The sequence below is a fragment of the Microbulbifer mixtoriginis (SeqCode) genome (assembly GCF_052466765.1).
On sequence record NZ_CP174289.1, the window covers coordinates 3,187,214 to 3,206,831 of the forward strand.

A 19,618-nucleotide genomic window follows, 5' to 3' on the forward strand; every position below is an offset into this window, starting at 1 on the left:
GCCTGGGTTGCGCACCGATTGTACTCACCCTCCCTCAATCCGTTTTTCTGTTCGAGATTGGGGAACCACAATGAAAAAAACTTTATTAGCCGCTGCCGTCTTTGCCGCGGTGCAACCGCTATTGTCTGCGGCTGCGGACCTGGAAGAAATCATAGTGACTGCCAGCCGTCTGGATCTGCCCAAGAGCCAGCTGGGTGTCTCTGTTTCAATTCTTAATGCTGCCGATATTGAGCGATTGGGTTATACCAGCCTGCTGGATGTGATGCGCACTCTGCCAGGTGTTGCTGTCAGCAATAGCGGCGGAGCGGGTAAGGTCAGTTCCTTGTTTATCCGTGGGGAAAGTAATTTCCGTACCCTGGTGTTACTGGATGGGGTGAATATTGCCGACCCGACGGGTTTACAGGTAAGTACCCAATTGCAGCACTTGCAGGTTAGCGATATTGAGCGTATTGAAGTCCTGCGCGGGCCCCAGGGCATGCTTTACGGTGCCGGCGCCGGTGGCGTGATTAATATTATTAGCAAAAGGCCTGCTGAGAGTGTTAACGCCAGTGCCTCTGTAGAGGTGGGTCGTTACGGAAGCCAGAATACCAGTGCGAACCTTGGGGGAAGCATTGAATCCTGGTACTACGATTTAAGTGTTTCTGACTATTCCACCGATGGTTTTAATGCAACCGAAAAAGATTCTTCTGGTGAGGAAGATGGTTACGATAATTTTACCACCAGTGCACGTCTCGGTTACCAGATAAATGAAAATCTATCTCTCGAGGGTCAGTACCGCAAGGTGGATACTGAGACCGAGTACGACAACTGTTTTTCGGATTATCCTAATGATTGCCTGAGTCGCTTCGACCAGGAATTTTTCATCTTTAGTAGTCATTACCAGTTTGCCAACTGGAATCATAGAGTAAGCCTTTCTCAACAGGAGATTGACCGCGAAGAGGGTATCAGCCCTGGGGCTTTTCCATTTATAACAAGTGGTGAAATTCGTGAGGCAAATTATATCGGCAGCAATACCTTGAGCAGTGGAAAACTACTGTGGGGCGGAGAGTATGAACAGCAGAAATATGCTACAGAGTTTGCCGATGAGGTATTGGAAAGTACTGGCTTCTTTACGGAGTGGCACAGTGATTTCGCCGAAACAGTTTTCTATACCCTAGGCTACCGTCGCGATAGCCTGGAGACTGAGGATCACAATAGCTGGCGTGTCTCTGCAGCTCTACCTGTTTCTCTAGGTGATGATCAGCAGCTCAAGTATCGCGCGAGTTTTGGAACCGGTTACCGTGCTCCGAGCCCGTACGAATATACTACCAATGCTTCTTTGGGGGCTGAAACCAGTCGTGGTTATGAGTTGGGTCTGGAATACCAGTGGGCACAATTATTACAGGCTGAGCTGACCTACTTCGACCAGGAGATCAGCGATGCTATTTTTTATAATTACACAACCTGGTCTTATGAGCAGGATGATGGTGAGAGTCAATCTGAGGGGGTGGAACTGTCCTTGGGCGGCAACCTTAATAGCAATCTGGATTGGTCTATAACTGGCACTTGGCTGAACTCAGAGGACTTCACAGGCGCTCAGCGTGGTGGGGTGCCCCAGAGGGTATTTAACTTAGGCCTCAGCCACCAATGGCTGGGAGATAAGTTGACTCTGAGTGGTAACTGGCAGCGGGTTGAGGATCGTATCGATGGTTATACCGGAATTGCTCTGGAGAACTATAGTAAGGTTGATCTGAATGCCGTCTATCGGGTCTCCCCCAATATGCGGGTTAATCTACGCGGTGAAAATGTGTTGGACCGGAACTATCGCGAAGTTGCGGGTTATTACACAGCAGGCGCAGCAGTTTATGCCGGTATAGAATTTAGCCTATAAAAATGTTTGGAGAGATAGCCCCTTGGGCTATCTCTCTGTTCACTCTCTTCTAACGATTCAATCCCGGTGTTTCTCTTCCCGGCGGCTACTATTGCAGCGTCTAGTTTTTTCCGGGAGCTATTTTGTGGCGGTATTTAGTAATGATGACGTGGAATTGTATTTTGAAGTTCGCGGAAGGGGCCCGCGCTTGGTGTTTCACCCTGGTACCCTCAGTGATCTCAGGGTAGCCCCGACTATTTTCGACTCCCCGTTGGCGAATCGGTTTGAAATCTTAACCTTTGACCCCCGTGGCATCGGTCAGTCTAATTCACCCATCGATTCTCCCAATATGGCCGATTACGCCCTAGACCTTAAACGACTGATGGATCATCTCGATTGGCGGGATGTGTATCTACTGGGAGAATCATTTGGTGGCATGGTCGCTCAGGAATTTGCATTGCAATATCCCCAGTTGGTGCGAAAACTGGTTTTATTGGTAACCAGCTCCGGAGGCCGCGGAGGCGCTTCATTCCCGTTTCATCAGTACGATATTGAGGCTATGAGCCTCGAGGAAAAAGTGAATCTATGGGTGACTGCGGGCGATAGCCGCCTGCAAAGTGCCGATGGTATACATTCAGAATCAGCACTCTGTGCTTTTTTAAGTAAATATTATCGCCAGGTCTGCGAACTGGCGGCAAGCAAGCCTGACGGAGCCCAGTGTCGTATGCGACAGCTTCAGGCGAGAAAAGGCCACGATACTTTTGCTCGCCTACCGACTCTAGAGGTAGAAACGCTGATCTGTGCCGGGCGCTACGATAGTGTCGCCCCTTTTGAAAATCAGCGGGCTTTATTTCGGCAGATTCCCAATTCGCGCTTGGGCATTTTTTCCAGTGGCCACAATGTTCTCTGGCAGGATGATCTGATTTGGGATTTTATTTCTGCATTTTTAGCAATGACAGAGTGAGAAGCCTCTGAATAACTACGCACACTAGAGTGCAATCTGCACGCTCCCTTTACTTTAAATGTTTGATGGTATTTATGAGTTCAGAATCACAGGATAAAAAGAGTCGACATAAGTCACGTATGCAGAACCGTAAAAAAATTGTGGATGAGGCGGTTTCTAAAGCGCTGGAGGAACGCGGCATAGTGATTCTCTATACCGGCGATGGCAAGGGTAAAACCACTGCGGCGATGGGCACAGTCACCCGTGCCCTGGGCTTCGGTTACCTCACCGTGGTGACTCAATTTATTAAAGGCACCTGGGAGTGTGGAGAAAAGAATCTTCTAATGGGCGCCGCCCACCCGCTACAGTGGCATCAAATGGGCACTGATTTCACCTGGGAAACCCAGGATTTTGAGGCCGATAAAGCTGCGGCAATGGCACTTTGGGAGAAGGCGCGGGAGGCGTTGCGGGATGAGCGAGTTTATCTGGTGGTTTTGGATGAGATCACCTACGCACTGAATTACCGCTGGTTGGACAAAGAGGAAGTCGTACAGGCGATACAGCAGCGGCCGCGGGAGCAGACGGTTGTCATAACCGGGCGTGGGGCCAAGCAGTACCTCAAGGATGTAGCCGATACTGTGAGCGAAATGTGTGCGGAAAAACACGCATTCAATGCCGGTATTGCCGCTCGCAGAGGCATAGAGTGGTGATTGTGAAGTCGTGCAATGAGTAGAAGCTTTGAATAGAGGAGCTAAATAGAGACTTTAGCTGAAGCAGGGTTTACGCAGCCAAAGCCTCTTGTCAGCAGTACTTATTCGACTTCAGCCAACTCTTGTGCGGCTTCGCGGGCTACTATCTGTGCCATCAGCTGGCGTCTGACTCGCATTGGGGTGGTGGCAAACCAGCGATAACAGGCGCGGTTGAAAGAGCTCTGTTCGCGATAGCCCAGCATATCCGAAATCTGCGACATGGGGGGTTGTTTACCGCTTAAATAATACTCGGCACGCTCCCGGCGAATGCGATCCAAAAGATCCTCAAATACCAATTCCCGGTCCCTCAGCCTGCGCTGTAGGGTACGCTTGTGCATACCCAGCTGATTGGCTACTTCTTGTAGGCTGCACCTTTTTAAGGGCATCAGGCAATAAATCAGCTGCTGCACCTGTTCCACCAAACTGGCTTCCCCCTTTTGCAGAAGCTCTTCGATATAGGTTTTCAATAGTGGACGCAGGCTGGGATTGCATTTCTCTGTAGGTTGCAGCAGGGAGCTGCTATTCAGGATAAGTGCATCAGTTTCCTTGCCGAAGTGTACGGGAACCCCAAAGAAGTTTTCGTAATGGTCATGTACGGGGCGCTCGGTTTTTAGGTGAACACTTTCCAGCTGAAAATTACTCCCACAAAGGTGTTGTAGAGCTACCAATGAAACACCGAGTAGAAACTCGCGGGATTGTTGCTGGGGGAGAGGAGCGTCCCCGGCAAGCTGAGCTTCCAGGTCATCGATACACAGAAAACTTAGATGCGTGTGTTTCCCCTTTTTTGTCAGTTCAACTCGCAGATTATAGGGAGAATTGCCTAGCTGTTTTATCGCTGTGTTAAGGAATTCACCCAAAGTAAGGGACTGTAGTACAGCAGCCCCAAGAGAACCCAGTGCGGCAGCCCCCTGACTGTAGGCAAGACGCAGTCCAAAGTCGGCGCAGTTCAACTGGCTAGCGGTCTTGTTCAGCAGCTCAGCCGCTTGATCTAGTGCCAGATACCCATCAAGGCTCTCAACCTGGTGGGGGTTAATACGGGAACTGATCAGCAGAGCTTCAGGGCTACCTTTTAATTGGCTCACCAACTCGTAAAAGCCTGTTAACAGGGTCGTTCTTATTTGTTGAGTCAATTTTTATAAATCCTGTGAATCCCCTGGAAAAAATTACTTTTATACATTTCCCAGGTGGAGAAGGGTTAATCCAGCGGAATAGATCGGATCTGGGCGGACGCCAAAGATAAAAAAGAGCCATATGGCTCAAACTGTTTATCTAGTGAAGGCTTCTTTACGACTGGTTTAAAGGACAGTCGCTCTGGCCAGGGCCTGCTCTGTGTCGACGTCCTGTAATGTCGGTAATGGAGGGCAATAGCAATCTTTACCCTTCAAAAGGGCAAGGTAGGGCACAACCACGGTGCTCGTCCTGAGCGGAAAAATGAATGATAGTTAGATCAGGGCAGGTCTATGCTGGCGATAATCCGCGTATCGATCTCCGCAAAACGTTATTACTGCGTAATGTTACTCGTTTTATTTAGGTGTTTTAAAGGCCAAAGATAACTTGGGGGTACTTCCCGGAAGTGGTCGCATGGGAAATAAATCTTTTTATTGTTGTTTTTTAGGTATTTTATCCCTAAATTTTTAATTTAAGTATTTTTTGTTTTATGACGACTGCGTCACTGGGAATATAAATTTTTTAGTCTGGACGGAGAAAAAATTTAATATTGGCTCAATGGTACCAATTATATCAGGGGTCGTGGAGGATTAGATGAGACGCTCGAGATCTTTCAATTACAGAATTGAGCTTAAATGTGCATATTTCTTTCACAATTGAAAAGGCCCGCTAAAAAGCGGGCCTTTTCAATAAGTGGGTTTTAGCCACCATAATAAGTTGCTGCACCGGGACCAACAGGGAGGCCCAGGGCAAATACCCAGATATAGAACAATGCAGTCCAGCCAACAAAGAAGAAGATGGAGTAGGGGATCATTGTGGCGATCAGTGTTCCCATACCCAGATCTTTTTTATAGCGGGCGGCGAAGGTGATGATCAGACCGAAGTAGCTCATCATCGGGGTAATGACATTGGTAACCGAGTCGCCAATTCGATAAGCAGCCTGTATCACCTCAGGCGCATAGCCCAGCAGCATCAACATCGGCACAAAGATTGGAGCGGTAACGGCCCACTGTGCTGAGGCACTACCCAGCATCAGATTCACAAATCCGCACATCATGATAAAGAACAGGAATAGCAGCGGGCCTGTCAGGCCGATGCTCTGCAGGGCATCGGCGCCCAGTACGGCGAAGATAGTCCCCAGGTTGGTCACCTTGAAGAAGGCGACGAACTGCGCGGCGAAAAATACCAGCACGATATACATACCCATGCTGTTCATACTTTTGGCCATGGCATCAATGACATCACGGTCATTCTTCATGGTGCCCACCACCTTGCCATAGACAAAGCCGGGGATAGCGAAGAACACCAGGATAAGAGACACAATACCTTTCAGGAACGGCGAGCCGGCTACCAGGCCAGTTTCCGGGTTACGCAACACTCCCCACTCAGGCACAACCGTCAGGGCAAATACCGCTGAGACAGCCAGAACCGCAAGGCCAGCGTACTTAAGGCCGCGTTTTTCATCGTCGGTAAGCGTACCAAGTTTGTCCTGACTGAGATCAACGGAGGCCTCATTGGGATCGTACTTACCCAGCTTGGGTTCAACGATGGCCATTGTGACCCAGCTGCCAACAATGGTGATCAGGAAGGTGCTGACGATCATAAAGAACCAGTTCACTTCCGGGCCAACGCTATAAGTTGGGTCAATCATATGGGCTGCAGATTCGGTGATTCCCGATAGGAGTGGGTCCACCGTGCCCAGTAGCAGGTTAGCACTGTAGCCTCCAGATACTCCAGCAAAGGCTGCCGCTAAACCGGCGAGTGGGTGGCGGCCAAGAGAGTGGAAGATCATGGCGGCGAGAGGAATAAGTACCACATAGCCAAGTTCAGAGGCTGTGTTGGAGATGATGCCGGCGAATACCACGATCACGGTGACTGTGCGCTTGGAGGCTTGCAGCACCAAGCCGCGAACGGCGGCACTCAACAACCCGGAGTGCTCGGCGATACCTACTCCAAGAAGGGCTACGAGAACGGTACCCAGTGGCGCGAAGCCAGTAAAGTTATTCACTAGACCGGTGACGATCATCCGGAGGCCGTCGCCACTTAATAGATTGAAGACCTCAATTACCCCATCGGGATCGCGTCCCGCAGCGCCCACCGGGCGTGGGTCTGCCACAGAAAGGCCAAAATAGGAGGCTATACCGCTTAGAATCACCACACCCACAGCAAAGAGCGCAAAGAGCGTAATGGGATGGGGGAGCAGGTTGCCGAGCCATTCCACCACATCCAGGAAGCGGGTAAAGGCCGTTTTGCGTCCGGGCGGGCTATCCTGCTGGTCGCTGGGGGAGGTCGTTGTGGTCATTGTGTGTCCTCAATTTAGTTGGCGAGTAGCCCTAATTGCCTCTGGGATACCCGTTAGCCCAATAATTGGCTGAAAAATGTGCTAAGTGCGCGATCATACACAAAAGTCCTTTAGGTAAGAATGCCCGCATCGGAATGTTCTTGGTTAGCGGGTCGGCAAAGTCGGAAAGTAAAAAGCCCTACGTGGAAGAGGGCTATATTGGCAGGCGGCGGGAAATGAAAAGCGCCTATGCGTATCGAATAGAAGCTTGAGAGCTGGTATTTAACGTTTTAGATGACTTGTTCAAGTGACAGACTAGCCGCCTTTGCATTCCCGAATATGCCATAATCCGAAAACTCAGCAGTCAACCCAGCGGTGAAATAATGAAGATTGGAGTTTTAAAAACCGACGATGTGCGCAAGGAGCTGGTGGGCGAATACGGTGAATATCCGGAGATGTTCGCAGATCTATTGCGCAGCCAGGACCCCACACTGGAGTTCTCCACCTATGAAGTGCAGCACGGCCAGTACCCGGCCCAGGTCGATGAGGTGGATGCCTACCTGATTACCGGCAGTAAAACCGGTGTCTATGATGACAAGGAATGGATTCCTCCACTGATGGACTTTGTGCGCAAGCTGCATGACCAAAAAAAGCCAACTATTGGAATCTGCTTTGGTCATCAGCTGATTGCTCAGGCACTGGGTGGAAGGGCTCGCAAATCTGATAAAGGTTGGGGTTTGGGAGTGCATTCCTATGAAATGCAGGAAACCCCCTCCTGGATGTCGGAGCCTACGAATAGCTTCAACCTGTTGGTTACTCACCAGGACCAAGTAGATACCCTTCCTCCCGGCGGTCGAGTGCTGGCTTCCAGCGAGTTCTGCCCAATGGCTATGCTCCAGGTTGATGACCACATGCTCACCTTCCAGGCCCACCCGGAGTTTACCAAACCTTATTCCAATAGCCTGATGGAGTTACGTCGAGAAGCTTTTGGTACAGATGTGGTGGAAAAGGGCCAGGCCTCCCTGCAAAACGATATTCACGAGAATATGGTTGCAAAATGGATGCTGGAGTTTTTACGCAAGTAGCTTTATTCAAGGGGTAGATAATACTGCCCCTTGAGTTCGCCATCTAGTTTTAAATATTCTTCCTTCTTCCTTCTTCCTTCTTATTCTTAAATTGACAAGATGAATTGATGATCATCTTTCTGATGATTTAGTAAAATCTTCTCGTTTATTGATTTAGACCTGAGACGGACTATCTCTGCCTCCCTTTCTTTTTCTCTCGTGATGATTTTGAAGTCCTGTTTGTGTGTTTATTTGCGTCGCTTTTAATGCTTTTAAATCATTTTATTAATTTATTTTTGTTGTGGAGGTTATAGGGGTCGATTTTGTGGCGTTAATAATATTTTTCATTTTAAATAAATTTTTATGCCTGTTGTGTTGACTGTTTGAAGGGGAATAATATGGCTGTTTTGGTTGGTTGAATCAATATTTTATTAGAGTTGATAATGAGGTCGCTGGGGGACGATCATCGGTTTAAGTAAAGCTTGTAAATAATAAATTATAAATTTATTGATAATCAAAAGGATGGCTTTATGAAGAACTTCAAGCGGGTGCTGCTGGCTGCATCTATTAGCTTGCCGGTTATTGGGGGGCAAGCGTTGGCAGCAGGCAACGTGAATGGGTCTATTGATGGGACGGTTATCGGTAGCAGTGGTAACGATCTGAGTGGCGCTACAATTATTATAGAAAATGATAAAAATGGCTTTAGAAGGACTATGTCCACGGGTGAGGATAGTGACTTCCGGGTGAATTTGCCCACAGGCATCTATAAGGTGACTGTTCAGAAAGATGGCTACCAGCCCGCGGTGGTTGAAGCCGTTGCCGTTTCAATAGGTAGCTCCACCAAGTTGGATATACCGTTGATATTGGGAGATCTGGAGGAGGTGGTTGTAGTGGGGGAGGCGGTTCCCCAGATCCGCACTGGCACGGCAGAATCTGCACTGAATATTGGCTTGTCAGATATAGAGATGTTACCGGTTGCTCGTAATATTGAATCGGTTGCTTTATTGGCTCCTGGTACTGTTTTAGGTGATTCTGGGTTTGGTGAAGATAAGGATCTTATATCGTTTGGGGGGGCTTCCGTAGGAGAAAACGCTTATTACATTGATGGTCTCAATGTCACTAATTTCCGTAACGGGTTGGGTGGATCATCGGTACCTTTTGAATTTTATGATCAGTTCCAAATAAAAACCGGGGGGTATAGCGCTGAATTTGGTCGTTCTTTGGGGGGAGTGTTCAACGCCGTTACCAAGAAAGGCAGCAACGAATTTGAATATGGTGTGGTCGCCTATTATGAGCCAGCAGCCTTGCGTTCAGAAGCACCCGACTCTCTCTCTGCAGATGGGACTCTCTATGACTTAAATTCGGAAAATGAGCAGTCCAAGTACACAACAGATTATTATGTTAGTGGCCCTATCATTCCGGATAAATTATTTTTCTATGCCCTTTACGAACAGCAGGAAACGGTTGAAGAATTCACTACAAGAGGAAGTCCAAGCAGATACAACGATAGAAGTATTGATGATGATTTCTGGGGAGTCAATTTAACCTGGAATGTAACTGATAATCATATCCTCTCTTATATGCAGTTTTCAGACAAACGCACCAGGGAAAATGATCAATTCAATTACGACTATTTTAATAGAGATAAAAAAGAGTATACGGGCACTAAGTGGGATAAGCGTGGCGGAGATAACTGGCTGGTTCGCTATGATGGTCAGATAACAGATAATTTCAGTATTTCTATGCTCCATGGCCAGAATGAATACTCACTTACTACAATTAGTACAACTGATATGGAGTGCCCGTATGTAAGGGACTTTAGTGCCGGTGCTTTACCTGGAAATACGGATGACAGACCTGGCTGTCAAGCTAGCTCTAGAATTCAGTCTGGAGGTGATGAAAGGGTAGCTGATCGTATCGATTTTGAGTGGGTGATTAATGATCACACAATACGCTTCGGCTACGATCAGGAAACTAACTCCTCTTCGTCTAAAGAAACTTATTCTGGAACAGGTTTTAGGGAAGATGGGGGAGTGTTTTACACTTATGATTCATATAAACCTGGTAAAGAGCTTCCCAATGGCACGGTGGTTGACAATGTAAATGGAGATGGCTCTCTTGTTCATATAGTCTCTTATCGGGTTGGCGATGTAGAAGGGGACTTTGAGGTTGAGTCAAAAGCTTTTTATATCGAAGATACCTGGGATATTACGGATACACTTACTTTAAGTGCAGGAATTCGTAATGAAACTTTCTCTAATTTTAATGGAGAAGGCGATACCTTTATTGAAATTGATGATCAGTGGGCGCCACGGTTAAGCTTCTCTTGGGATCCAGGTGGTGATGGCGAGTCCAGAGTATATGGCAATTGGGGTCGTTACTTTATGCCTATCGCTTCCAATACCAATGTGCGCTTATCTGGCGGTGAATTGGGATTTGAAAGGTATTTCATTTTTGATGGCGAATACGATCCGAAGACATATGCCCCTACAAATGTGGGTGCCGATGGTGTTCCTACATCTGAAGAAGTTGGCTCTGCAAGGGTAACTTCAGGTGGTAATGTGCCGGATAGTGCTCAGCTCTCGGATAAAGACCTCAAGCCTATGTATCAGGATGAGTTTATTCTTGGTTATGAGAGGCTTTTTGCGGATGACTGGACATTGGGAATTAAAGCTACCTATCGTGATTTAAAATCACATATTGATGATGTGAGTATTGACCATGCGGTAGATGCTTTGGGATATGAGCACACTGGTGATGGCCATGGTTATGTGCTTGCAAACCCGGGAAGTGATATCACCATACCTTACGATCGTTATGGAACGGGTGAGTTGGAAATGACAACATTTTCGGCTGAACTGCTTAACTATCCTGAGGCCAAAAGGACTTATAAGGAGTTAGAATTTTCCGCGAAGCACGCCTTTGATGGTATTTGGGGTTTAAGTGCGAGTTACACCTGGTCTCAGAGTAAGGGGAATAGTGAGGGGTACGTTAAGTCGGACAACGCCCAGGATGATGCTGGGATTACCCAAGATTTTGATTTCCCTGAGTTGATGGATGGAGCCAACGGATATTTGCCAAATGATCGTACTCATAAAATAAAAATTTATGGGAACTATCAGGTGATGGAGAGTCTTTTGTTGGGGGCTAATTTTCTTTTGCAATCAGGACGCCCAATTAACTCCTTTGGTGCTGGCCATCCCAATGGAACCCCGGCTTATGGAGATACTTATTATGTGACTGACTCAAATGGAAATCTTATTAAGACAAGTCGAGGCAGTAGAGGGCGAACTAGCTGGGTCAATCAGATAGATTTATCCCTTGTCTATAGTACTCGCATTGGTTTGGCTGATGTGGAGCTTAGAGCTGAGGTCTTTAACCTTCTTGATGCGGATGCTGAAACAGAGGTTTATGAGTTTGCTGAGTCAAGTCCCGGTGTGTTAGATCCAAGCTGGGGGGTAAATCAAGAATATCAAGTCCCTCGGTATTTTCGCTTTGGGGCAAGTGCTAGGTTCTAGCTAAAACTTATTGTAAGTTGATATTTTTTGCGGGAGGTCTTCTATAAAAAGAAGGCCTCCTTTATCGAGAGTGTTCATGTTTACTCTCAAGGCCTAGTTTATGCTGGATAAAAAATCATCATCCACCATTTGAATCCTTACTCCGATAGGTTCGTCAATCTGAAATATCCTTCTAGCCGTATTGTCAAGCTCAATGGCCATGCTTTGTATCACCTCATGAGTGCGATGAGGTGTTCTATTACAGAGAATTTCGATATAACAACCGGCCGGCTCAACCTGCTTGGATTCGATCACGACAACTGGAATTTTTTCTCCCTCTGCTTCCAAGCGCTTGGTCACTATCTCATTAAAGATATTGGCTGTAGAGTCAGGAATTATCTTCGAGACTTCTACAAATATTTTACAGCTGGACATATGCGGGATTCCTAGTATCTCTATTGAAGAGGCTCTCGCTTCTTCGTGCAGCTAATATACAGTTAGTGTAGCTGTTAAAAAATAAGCTGCTAATTTTACAAATCTTTTAGGGGTCGCTAGCAATATCAGGATAATTAATGGGGCGCTGTGTCTATTGCTGTATATTTAATTTTTCTGTTGTTTTAGGTCTTTGCCATTGTCTGCTTAATTAAAGAGAGGGATGTAGAATTTTACTGTATGCGATGTAAGTGCAATCTAACCCTGATTCAACAAACTTCGATATATTTACAGAGTCTAGATAAGTTTTAACTGGATAGGGTAAGGTGGCTCTCTGCCTAAGCTATATCATTCGGATTTGTTATATCAAAACTGGAGGCTGAGGTAGTCATAAAACATTGGGTTTCCCGAACTAATAGGCTACTAGCCAATCTCTGGGCCCTGTTTTCATGGCAGCTATTCATACAAGCAATGGCCCACCTGAGCGATAGCAACATTGTGATAAATCAAGTACTGAATACGGTCTCTTAATTTATCAGCTAAAGCGGAGGCTGTGATCCCACCAAGACGCTGCCCCACTACCGGTATTTCTTGTAAATCCTCCCATGCTATCAGGTTGACTATATCGTCAAAGAAAGTACTGATACCCACCTTAGTGGAAAGGAGGTGTTGGCACTCACCTAGGCCTGTTTGGGTTAGGCTAAAGACCCAGCGCGAGCCTTTGATTGACTTTAGATCAGTACCAACCACTATGAAACAGACCGTGTATCAGTACTAGGCTTTTTGTAATTGGCTGTAATTTTATCGTCTATCTACTCGGTATAGAGCGTAGAAGTCCTCAGATGGCCCCAGAGGTATTGCTTGATATCCTAATTTCACATTTCAAATATCTAAAGAGGGGTGAGTTATCAGCCCTTGCCTTTTTAGGTATTTCCAGGCCTGCTTGAGCTGTTATCACAGATTTGATCGGGATGTGAAACTTCTCCAGTAAGTAAAATTTCTTCGAATTTGACTATCAGATAATAGAGAATTAGATTTGGCGCCGCGGCTCACAGATCACACTGGTTTCGCATAAATACAATGAATATCTTTCTCGCCTTAACTGGTACAAACAGGGTGAATCGTATTGCCAACACCGTTTATTCAAACTTCCCGCGCGATCAACTCCGACTCAATCTACTTTCTAGCGCTGATAAGCACATTAGGGGTATTTCTATTGCTGGGCTGGGGGATATGGTTTTTTTTTAAAGAAATCACAGTTTATAGCGTTAGTGACCAGGCGAGACTTGAACAAGAGCAGAATACTGTACATGTCAGCACCCAGAGTACAGGAAGAGTAGTTGCTATTACTGCCTCGCTAGGAGATACCTTGAGAGAAGGAGACTTGCTAATAGAGCTGGATACCAGGGCATTTGATTTGGATCTAGATGGTGATCTTCGAGTATCTCAGAGCCTCTCGGATCAATTACTGGGAATAGAGCGAGAGGAGCGTTTACGGGATAAAAAATTTACTGAAGACGACAAGGCTTTAAGTGATCAGCTGAAACTACTCCAAGAACAGCATAAACTTCAGATAAACAACCAGCAGATTCAGGCAGATGTGGCGGAGCGCTATGAACGTTTGCTGAAGAAACAGCAAAGCTCTGAACTTGATTACCTTGCAGCTAAACGTACCTATCAGCAAATGGCCATGGCCACCCTCGCATCGAAAGCGGCAATAAGAGCAACCCATGATCGCCGGGAGCAATTGGCTAGCGAGTACCAGTTATCCATGAGTGAATTGGAACAGCGTCGAGCAGATCTACAAAGACAGCTGGCGGAGGTGGATACTCGCATTCAGCAGAGCACCTTGGCGGTAGATGAACAGCGTCTGCGTGCGCCTATCTCCGGTAAGCTTGCTTCACTGGCGGATATTCAGGAAGGGGAGGTATTAGTCGCAGGGCAACAGATTGCCACACTACAAGCTGAGGGTAATATCACTGTACAGGCGTTTTTCTCTCCTGCCCTTGCTTTGGGACATATTCGTTCAGGGCAGAGTGCGCGAGTAAAATTAGATGGGTTTTCCTGGGCGCGTTATGGTCAGTTACAGGCCCGTGTAGAGCGGGTCGCTAGTGCTGTGCAAAAAGGAAAGATTCTCGTTGAGTTATCTCTCCGAGGAGAGATTCCCCCACAGTTGCCGCTATTGCATGACCTACCAGCAAGGGTAGAGATTGCCACTGGAGTAAAGACACCATACCAGTTGCTATTGCAAAGTGCTGGCGACTTCTTATCAGGGCAAGCAGAAAGTAGCGTAAATTCGTTGGAGACCCTGTAGTGAAGGGACAAGTTCGCTGGTTGGTTCCCGAAGTTGTGCAAACTTCCAATATGGATTGTGGCCCTGCATCCCTTAAAAGCTTGCTTGAAGGCTTTGGTGTAAATGTACACTACGGCCACCTGCGTGATGCCTGTCAAACTGATGTAGACGGCACTTCTATTAATACCCTAGAGAAAATTGCGGTTGAGCTGGGGTTGGATGCGGCACAGATGGTCGTGCCCAAGGATCACTTGCTGTTAGGTTCAGCTGGCTACTTGCCGGGGCTGGTGGTGGTGCGCTTGCCCAATGGTAATACTCACTTTGTTGTGGCTTGGCGTAATCACCGGGGAATTATGCAGGTTATGGACCCAGCCTCGGGAAGGCGTTGGCCCAGTGCGCGACACTTTCTCGATGAGTTGCATATCCACACTATGCGCGTTCCGCCGCAAGGGTGGAGAAGTTGGGCTGGAGGAAAAGATTTTATCAATCCCCTGCAAGAGCGGATGGAACAGCTGAGAATTTCTAAATCCATCAGCGAAGTAATGTGTGAGCAAGCCTTGAAGAAAGGGGACTGGCTCTCACTGGCTTTTCTAGATGCCAGTGTAAGAATGTTGGCAGCGCTCGTTGGCTCTGGTGCGGTACGACGAGGGGCAGAAACAAGTGCATTGTTGCAAAGGCTGATAAGTGACTTTTCAGAAGACACGATTAACGCTTATCAACTAGTGCCACAGAGCTATTGGTGTGTACGCCCTTCCAGTTCTCCCGGTACTGAAGAAGTTGACACAGTTGAGCTTGAACCAGAGCTGTTGGAGTTTAGCGGCGCCGTAATAGTCAGCGTAAAGGGAGTACGTGAAAGGAAAGAAATCAAACCTAAATCGGAGGCTCTAAGCAAAGCTTTACAAGTACAGTCAATAAGCCCACTCCGTCAGTTATGGGAGTTTTTGCGAGAGGATGGTTTGCTTGCCCCGAGTATCGTGATGCTCGCGATGTTTGCTGCGGTGCTTGGTGTGATGGTTGAGGCACTGCTATTTCGAGGTTTGATCGATATCCACTCGGAACTAGCTACGGAGGTGCAGAGAATCGGCGCTGTCACTTTATTACTGGGATTTATGTTGACACTCATACTTGTGCAATGGCCGATGACCAAGCTGCAGTTAATTATTGGTAAGCACTTGGAAAATCGTTTTCGCATGCGCTTTCTTTCCGCCTTGCCGAAAATACCAGACCATTTCTTTCATAGCCGCCCAACCTCAGATACCGCAGAGAGAGGTCATCGTATAGCAGCTCTGAGAGAGTTGCCTTTACTGGGGGGAGGGATACTCTTCAAAGGGTTGTCACTGCTCGCAACAGCTATTGGTATCGTTTGGATAGCGCCCACTACCGCGCCTTTGGTGTTATTAATAACGGGGTTACAGGTAGTTATTCCTCTGCTATTTCAGCCAGTACTTAGTGATTATAATATGCGTGTCCAGACCCATACTGGCGCTCTGGCTAGATTTTATATGGATGCCTTGCTGGGAGTAATACCAATTCGTACACACGGTGCTGGAGAGTCTGTTCGCCGTGAACATGAAAGTTTGCTTAGCGAGTGGATTAAAGCAGGCTATTCCTCTTTGCGTTTCCAGCTTAATAGCCAAGCGGTGCAGTTGATTGTGAATGGGGTTCTCACTTGTGTGCTGGTGATTTACTGTGTTCAGATCCTGGGGGCAAGTCCCTACTTACTTCTGCTTATTTATTGGGTATTGGCACTGCCGCCACTGGGGGAAGATATCGCACAGTTAATGCGGAGCTACCCTCGTCATAGGAATACCTTGTTGAGAGCTTTAGAGCCGCTGCAAGCGGTTACGGTTGGTGCTAGTGAAGAGCCTTTTAATGATGAAGGGGTTCAACCTTTAAAGGTGCCTGTATCATTTCGTTTTGATAATGTCAGTGTTAAAGCCAGTGGTAGAAGTATTCTTAAGAATATTAATCTGAATGTTGCCTCTGGGGAGCATGTCGCCATTGTTGGTTCATCTGGTGCTGGCAAGTCGAGCTTGGCCGGTTTATTGTTGGGTTGGCATAACCCTGAGAGTGGAATCCTATTGCTAAATGGCGAGAAATTACAGGGTGAATTACTGTGTCGTTTTCGTCTAAGTTGTGCTTGGGTCGACCCTGCAATACAACTTTGGAATAGCAGTTTACTGGATAACCTACACTACGGTAATGACTCCTCTTCCTCCTTGTTCCCAACACTACAACAGGCCGATCTATTAAACCTAGTTGCCTCCTTGCCGAATGGTTTACAGAGCACCTTGGGGGAAAGTGGTGCGCTTATCAGCGGAGGGGAGGGGCAGCGCGTGCGATTAGGTCGTGCTCTAGGCCGAGAGTCTCCAGCTTGTGTCATTTTAGATGAGCCGTTTCGCGGGCTAGACCGCGGGCAACGCCAGCGCTTACTTGCTCGTGTGAGGCGAGTATGGAAAGACACCACCTTAATTTGCATCACTCATGATATTTCAGAAACCAAAGATTTTCCTCGCGTATTGGTGGTAGAAGATGGGCAAATTATTGAGGATGACGCACCCACAAATCTGGAAGCGCAAACTGAATCTCGTTATGCCCAACTTCTCACAGCGGAAAAGAGACTCTGGCAAGAGTGTTGGCAAAGTACCGACTGGCGTCATCTGCGTATGGAGCAAGGGCGAATTACTGAGCTACAATCTGCAATAAAAAAACGGGCTCAAGATAGAGATACTGTGCAGTCTCAAGAGGTGCATAGTGAAACCTGAAGCTTCCATAAGCAAGCTGCGCCATCACTGTTGGCCTGCAGTCCAGCTAGATGGTGCAGTGAAAGCCCTGGCTCTTCATAGCGGCCTTGAGCCTGCAGTTCCTGACCCCGAAAGCAATACCCAAGTGTATGGGGATACAGATGCGCGCTTACAGTTACAGGCAGAAGCATTCGATCTAAATATTGAGCGAGTTACCTGCAAATATGGGGAGTTGGAGCAGATGCTGGTCCGGGCCGCACCAGCCATACTGCGTTTGCGCTTTGCGGAGGAGGAATATTTCATCGCTTTGTGTGGTGGTAATCGTCGTTTTTTACATCTTCTTACGCCATCACAACAAGTCGTAAAGCTGCGTTCAGGTCAAGTGTTGAGAGCACTAACAAGCGCACAAGAAACACCTCAGCGTCAACGTATTGCACGTCTACTGGACAGTGCCGAAATAGTTGGGCGGCGGCGTAAAAAAGCCACAGAGGCATTATTACGAGAAAATTTAGTAGAGCTAGAAATCGATGATTGCTGGTTGTTGCGGCAGCCTTCCCACCGCTCTTTTTGGCAGCAGCTGCGCCATCATCGCCAGCATTTGCGCTTTCTAAGTATGATCACCTGCCACACAATACAAATACTCTTGTTTATAGCCAGCTGGTGGTTGATAGGTCGTGCTGTTCTTGATGGCCATGTAGATAGTGGCTGGCTGGTAGCCTGGGTATTATTACTGATAACACAGATCCCCCTTTCACTCTTAACTGCTCGGTTACAAGGTTCCATATCGCTAGAAATCGGTGCCCTATTGAAGCAGCGCTTACTCGCCAGCGCTTTGCGAATAGATCCAGGCAAGGTGCGCCATATGGGTTCGGGACAGATACTTGGGCGTGTTTATGATGCAGAAAATATAGAAGCCAGTGCGCTACAGGCGAGCTTTATGCTACTACTCGGTGGTGTAGAGCTGGTATTGGCTTTCATGGTGCTACAGCTAAGTCTTGGAACTCCAATATCGTTGGGGATTTTGACCCTATTTTTACTTATAGCCATCGCTCTAGGGCGTGCCCAGTATTTGGCTCGTCAATACTGGACCGGTCAACGTTTGAGTATGACCCACCGTCTAATTGAGAAAATGCTTGGCCACCGGACCCGATTGGCACAGCAGAAACCTTCAGATTGGCACCGAGGGGAAGATCAGGAATTGGAAGAGTATTTTCGAAGTTCTACGGCAATGGATGGCAGCATGACTCGCATAGTCGCATTTTTGCCACGTATCTGGTTGCTATTGGGTATAACTGGCTTGGTGCCTGTTTTTGTCAATAGCAATACTGAGAGTGGGCAAATTGCTGCGGCTTTTGGGGGGGTACTGCTTGGATATCGCGCAGTACTAAAAGGCATGACAGGGTTTTCCAGTGGACTCAGTGCTCTGGTAACTTGGGAAAAAGTACGTGAACTCTTTTCCTTGGAGGCTGCTTTAAAGCGGGGCGCTAACTCTATCTCAGTGGCCAATAAAGTTCATTCAGGCATACAAGGGTCCAAGCAGCCATTGTGCTATATCCGTGACTTAAGTTTTAACTACCCTAATCAAGACAAGGCGGTCTTAAAAAACTGTAAGCTGAGTATTTATCCCGGTGATCGAGTAATTTTACAGGGGGCTTCTGGCTCAGGTAAATCTACTTTTGCAAATGTGATTGCCGGCATTCAAAAGCAGAGAGAGGGCATCTTGCTTATCAATGGGTACGATAGAACCAGTATTGGTGCTGAGCACTGGCGCAGACTGATTGCATCAGTGCCACAATTCCATGAAAATCATGTACTTGGCGATTCTTTCTTATTTAATTTATTAATGGGTGATGAATGGCCACCAAAGATGGAAAGTGTTCGTAGAGCCTATAAAATTTGTGATGAATTAGGTTTGACCCCATTGATTAAAAAAATGCCTGCGGGGATGTTGCAGACGGTTGGAGAAATGGGGTGGAGATTATCTCACGGTGAGATGAGTCGCTTATTTATTGCACGGGCACTTTTGCAGAATTCTGAGTTGTTGGTATTGGATGAGAGTTTTGCAGCTTTGGATCCAGATAATTTAAGACGATCGTTTCATTGTGTGCAAAACTATTCGAATAGCTTAATTGTGATCGCTCACCCATAATTTTTGGTTAATTGTGGTGTGACAGGTATAAAGCGGGTTAAGCTATGTTTATCCAGCGCCGTTGTTGGATGCAACTATTGCCTTACTATTAAAAGGAGCAAGCATATGTATATAGAGACTGATATTCAAGCTGGACCAATGACAGGAATTGATCCTCCCCCCCAAGCTATGGCTATGTCTGCCGCATAATAGTTAATCCTCTAAGGTGAGGAGATAGATTTTCGCCTTAGAGGGATTTTATTTGGGCTTGAAGCGCTGTAGGTGAAATAGGTGTGGAGTTGATAGTTTTTTCATAAGTTTTTTTGTGCTGCTCCCTTATGAGGTTAATAAGGGTGTGGTTTTTTGTGAGTAACCCCTTATTTTTCTTCTGGTTGTAGGTGCTAATCTAGTCTGCTATTTTATAAGCGGTGGATGTTGGTTTGTTGTGGAATTTTAATGTGCGTAAATAAT

The 19,618-nt window shown here is 47.0% G+C and carries 11 protein-coding genes; 8 read left to right on the top strand and 3 right to left on the bottom strand.

Annotated features, from left to right (window positions below):
• The first annotated feature begins 70 nt into the window (after positions 1–70).
• The 3 genes from ACJJIV_RS13990 to cobO all read left to right on the top strand — a co-directional run bounded on the left by ACJJIV_RS13990 (position 71) and on the right by cobO (position 3,502).
• Positions 71–1,870: a TonB-dependent receptor plug domain-containing protein gene (locus ACJJIV_RS13990; RefSeq protein WP_444889354.1), complete on the top strand. Its 1,800-nt coding sequence runs from the start codon at positions 71–73 to the stop codon at positions 1,868–1,870.
• A 124-nt stretch (positions 1,871–1,994) separates the two neighbouring features.
• Positions 1,995–2,813: an alpha/beta fold hydrolase gene (locus ACJJIV_RS13995; RefSeq protein ID WP_444889355.1), complete on the top strand. Its 819-nt coding sequence runs from the start codon at positions 1,995–1,997 to the stop codon at positions 2,811–2,813.
• A gap of 74 nt (positions 2,814–2,887) precedes the next feature.
• Entirely contained in the window at positions 2,888–3,502 is a 615-nt protein-coding gene (gene cobO / locus ACJJIV_RS14000; RefSeq protein ID WP_444889356.1) for a cob(I)yrinic acid a,c-diamide adenosyltransferase, read from the top strand.
• Positions 3,503–3,603: 101 nt separating this feature from the next.
• On the opposite strand, the gene ACJJIV_RS14005 is transcribed toward cobO, so the two are convergent.
• Together ACJJIV_RS14005 and ACJJIV_RS14010 are read right to left on the bottom strand one after the other, a co-directional pair.
• Positions 3,604–4,671 (bottom strand): AraC family transcriptional regulator, encoded by a 1,068-nt coding sequence (locus tag ACJJIV_RS14005; RefSeq protein WP_444889357.1) that lies wholly within the window; start codon positions 4,669–4,671, stop codon positions 3,604–3,606.
• Between the two features lie 737 nt (positions 4,672–5,408).
• Positions 5,409–7,010: an AbgT family transporter gene (locus ACJJIV_RS14010; RefSeq protein ID WP_252083373.1), complete on the bottom strand. Its 1,602-nt coding sequence runs from the start codon at positions 7,008–7,010 to the stop codon at positions 5,409–5,411.
• Positions 7,011–7,372: 362 nt separating this feature from the next.
• Here ACJJIV_RS14010 and ACJJIV_RS14015 point away from each other — a divergent pair, with 362 nt between their 5' ends.
• Both ACJJIV_RS14015 and ACJJIV_RS14020 read left to right on the top strand, forming a co-directional pair.
• On the top strand, positions 7,373–8,074 hold the full coding sequence (locus tag ACJJIV_RS14015) for a glutamine amidotransferase-related protein (RefSeq protein WP_252083372.1): 702 nt from the start codon (positions 7,373–7,375) through the stop codon (positions 8,072–8,074).
• Between the two features lie 509 nt (positions 8,075–8,583).
• Positions 8,584–11,571, top strand: coding sequence for a TonB-dependent receptor (locus tag ACJJIV_RS14020; RefSeq protein WP_444889358.1), 2,988 nt, complete (start codon positions 8,584–8,586; stop codon positions 11,569–11,571).
• A gap of 93 nt (positions 11,572–11,664) precedes the next feature.
• Here the strand turns inward: ACJJIV_RS14020 and ACJJIV_RS14025 are convergent, their stop codons facing one another.
• Positions 11,665–11,985 carry a hypothetical protein gene (locus ACJJIV_RS14025; RefSeq protein WP_444889359.1) on the bottom strand — a complete coding sequence of 107 codons (321 nt, stop codon included), beginning with the start codon at positions 11,983–11,985 and terminating at the stop codon, positions 11,665–11,667.
• A gap of 1,123 nt (positions 11,986–13,108) precedes the next feature.
• Between ACJJIV_RS14025 and ACJJIV_RS14030 the strand changes: the two genes are divergently transcribed.
• From ACJJIV_RS14030 to ACJJIV_RS14040, 3 genes are read left to right on the top strand one after another with little or no spacing between them, the layout of a single operon-like run.
• On the top strand, positions 13,109–14,296 hold the full coding sequence (locus ACJJIV_RS14030) for an HlyD family secretion protein (RefSeq protein WP_444889360.1): 1,188 nt from the start codon (positions 13,109–13,111) through the stop codon (positions 14,294–14,296).
• Complete coding sequence (locus ACJJIV_RS14035) at positions 14,296–17,040, top strand: ATP-binding cassette domain-containing protein (RefSeq protein ID WP_444889361.1); 2,745 nt, start codon at positions 14,296–14,298, stop codon at positions 17,038–17,040. The genes ACJJIV_RS14030 and ACJJIV_RS14035 overlap by 1 nt, the downstream gene beginning before the upstream one ends.
• On the top strand, positions 17,030–19,168 hold the full coding sequence (locus ACJJIV_RS14040; protein ID WP_444889362.1) for an ATP-binding cassette domain-containing protein: 2,139 nt from the start codon (positions 17,030–17,032) through the stop codon (positions 19,166–19,168). The genes ACJJIV_RS14035 and ACJJIV_RS14040 overlap by 11 nt, the downstream gene beginning before the upstream one ends.
• Positions 19,169–19,618: the final 450 nt, after the last annotated feature.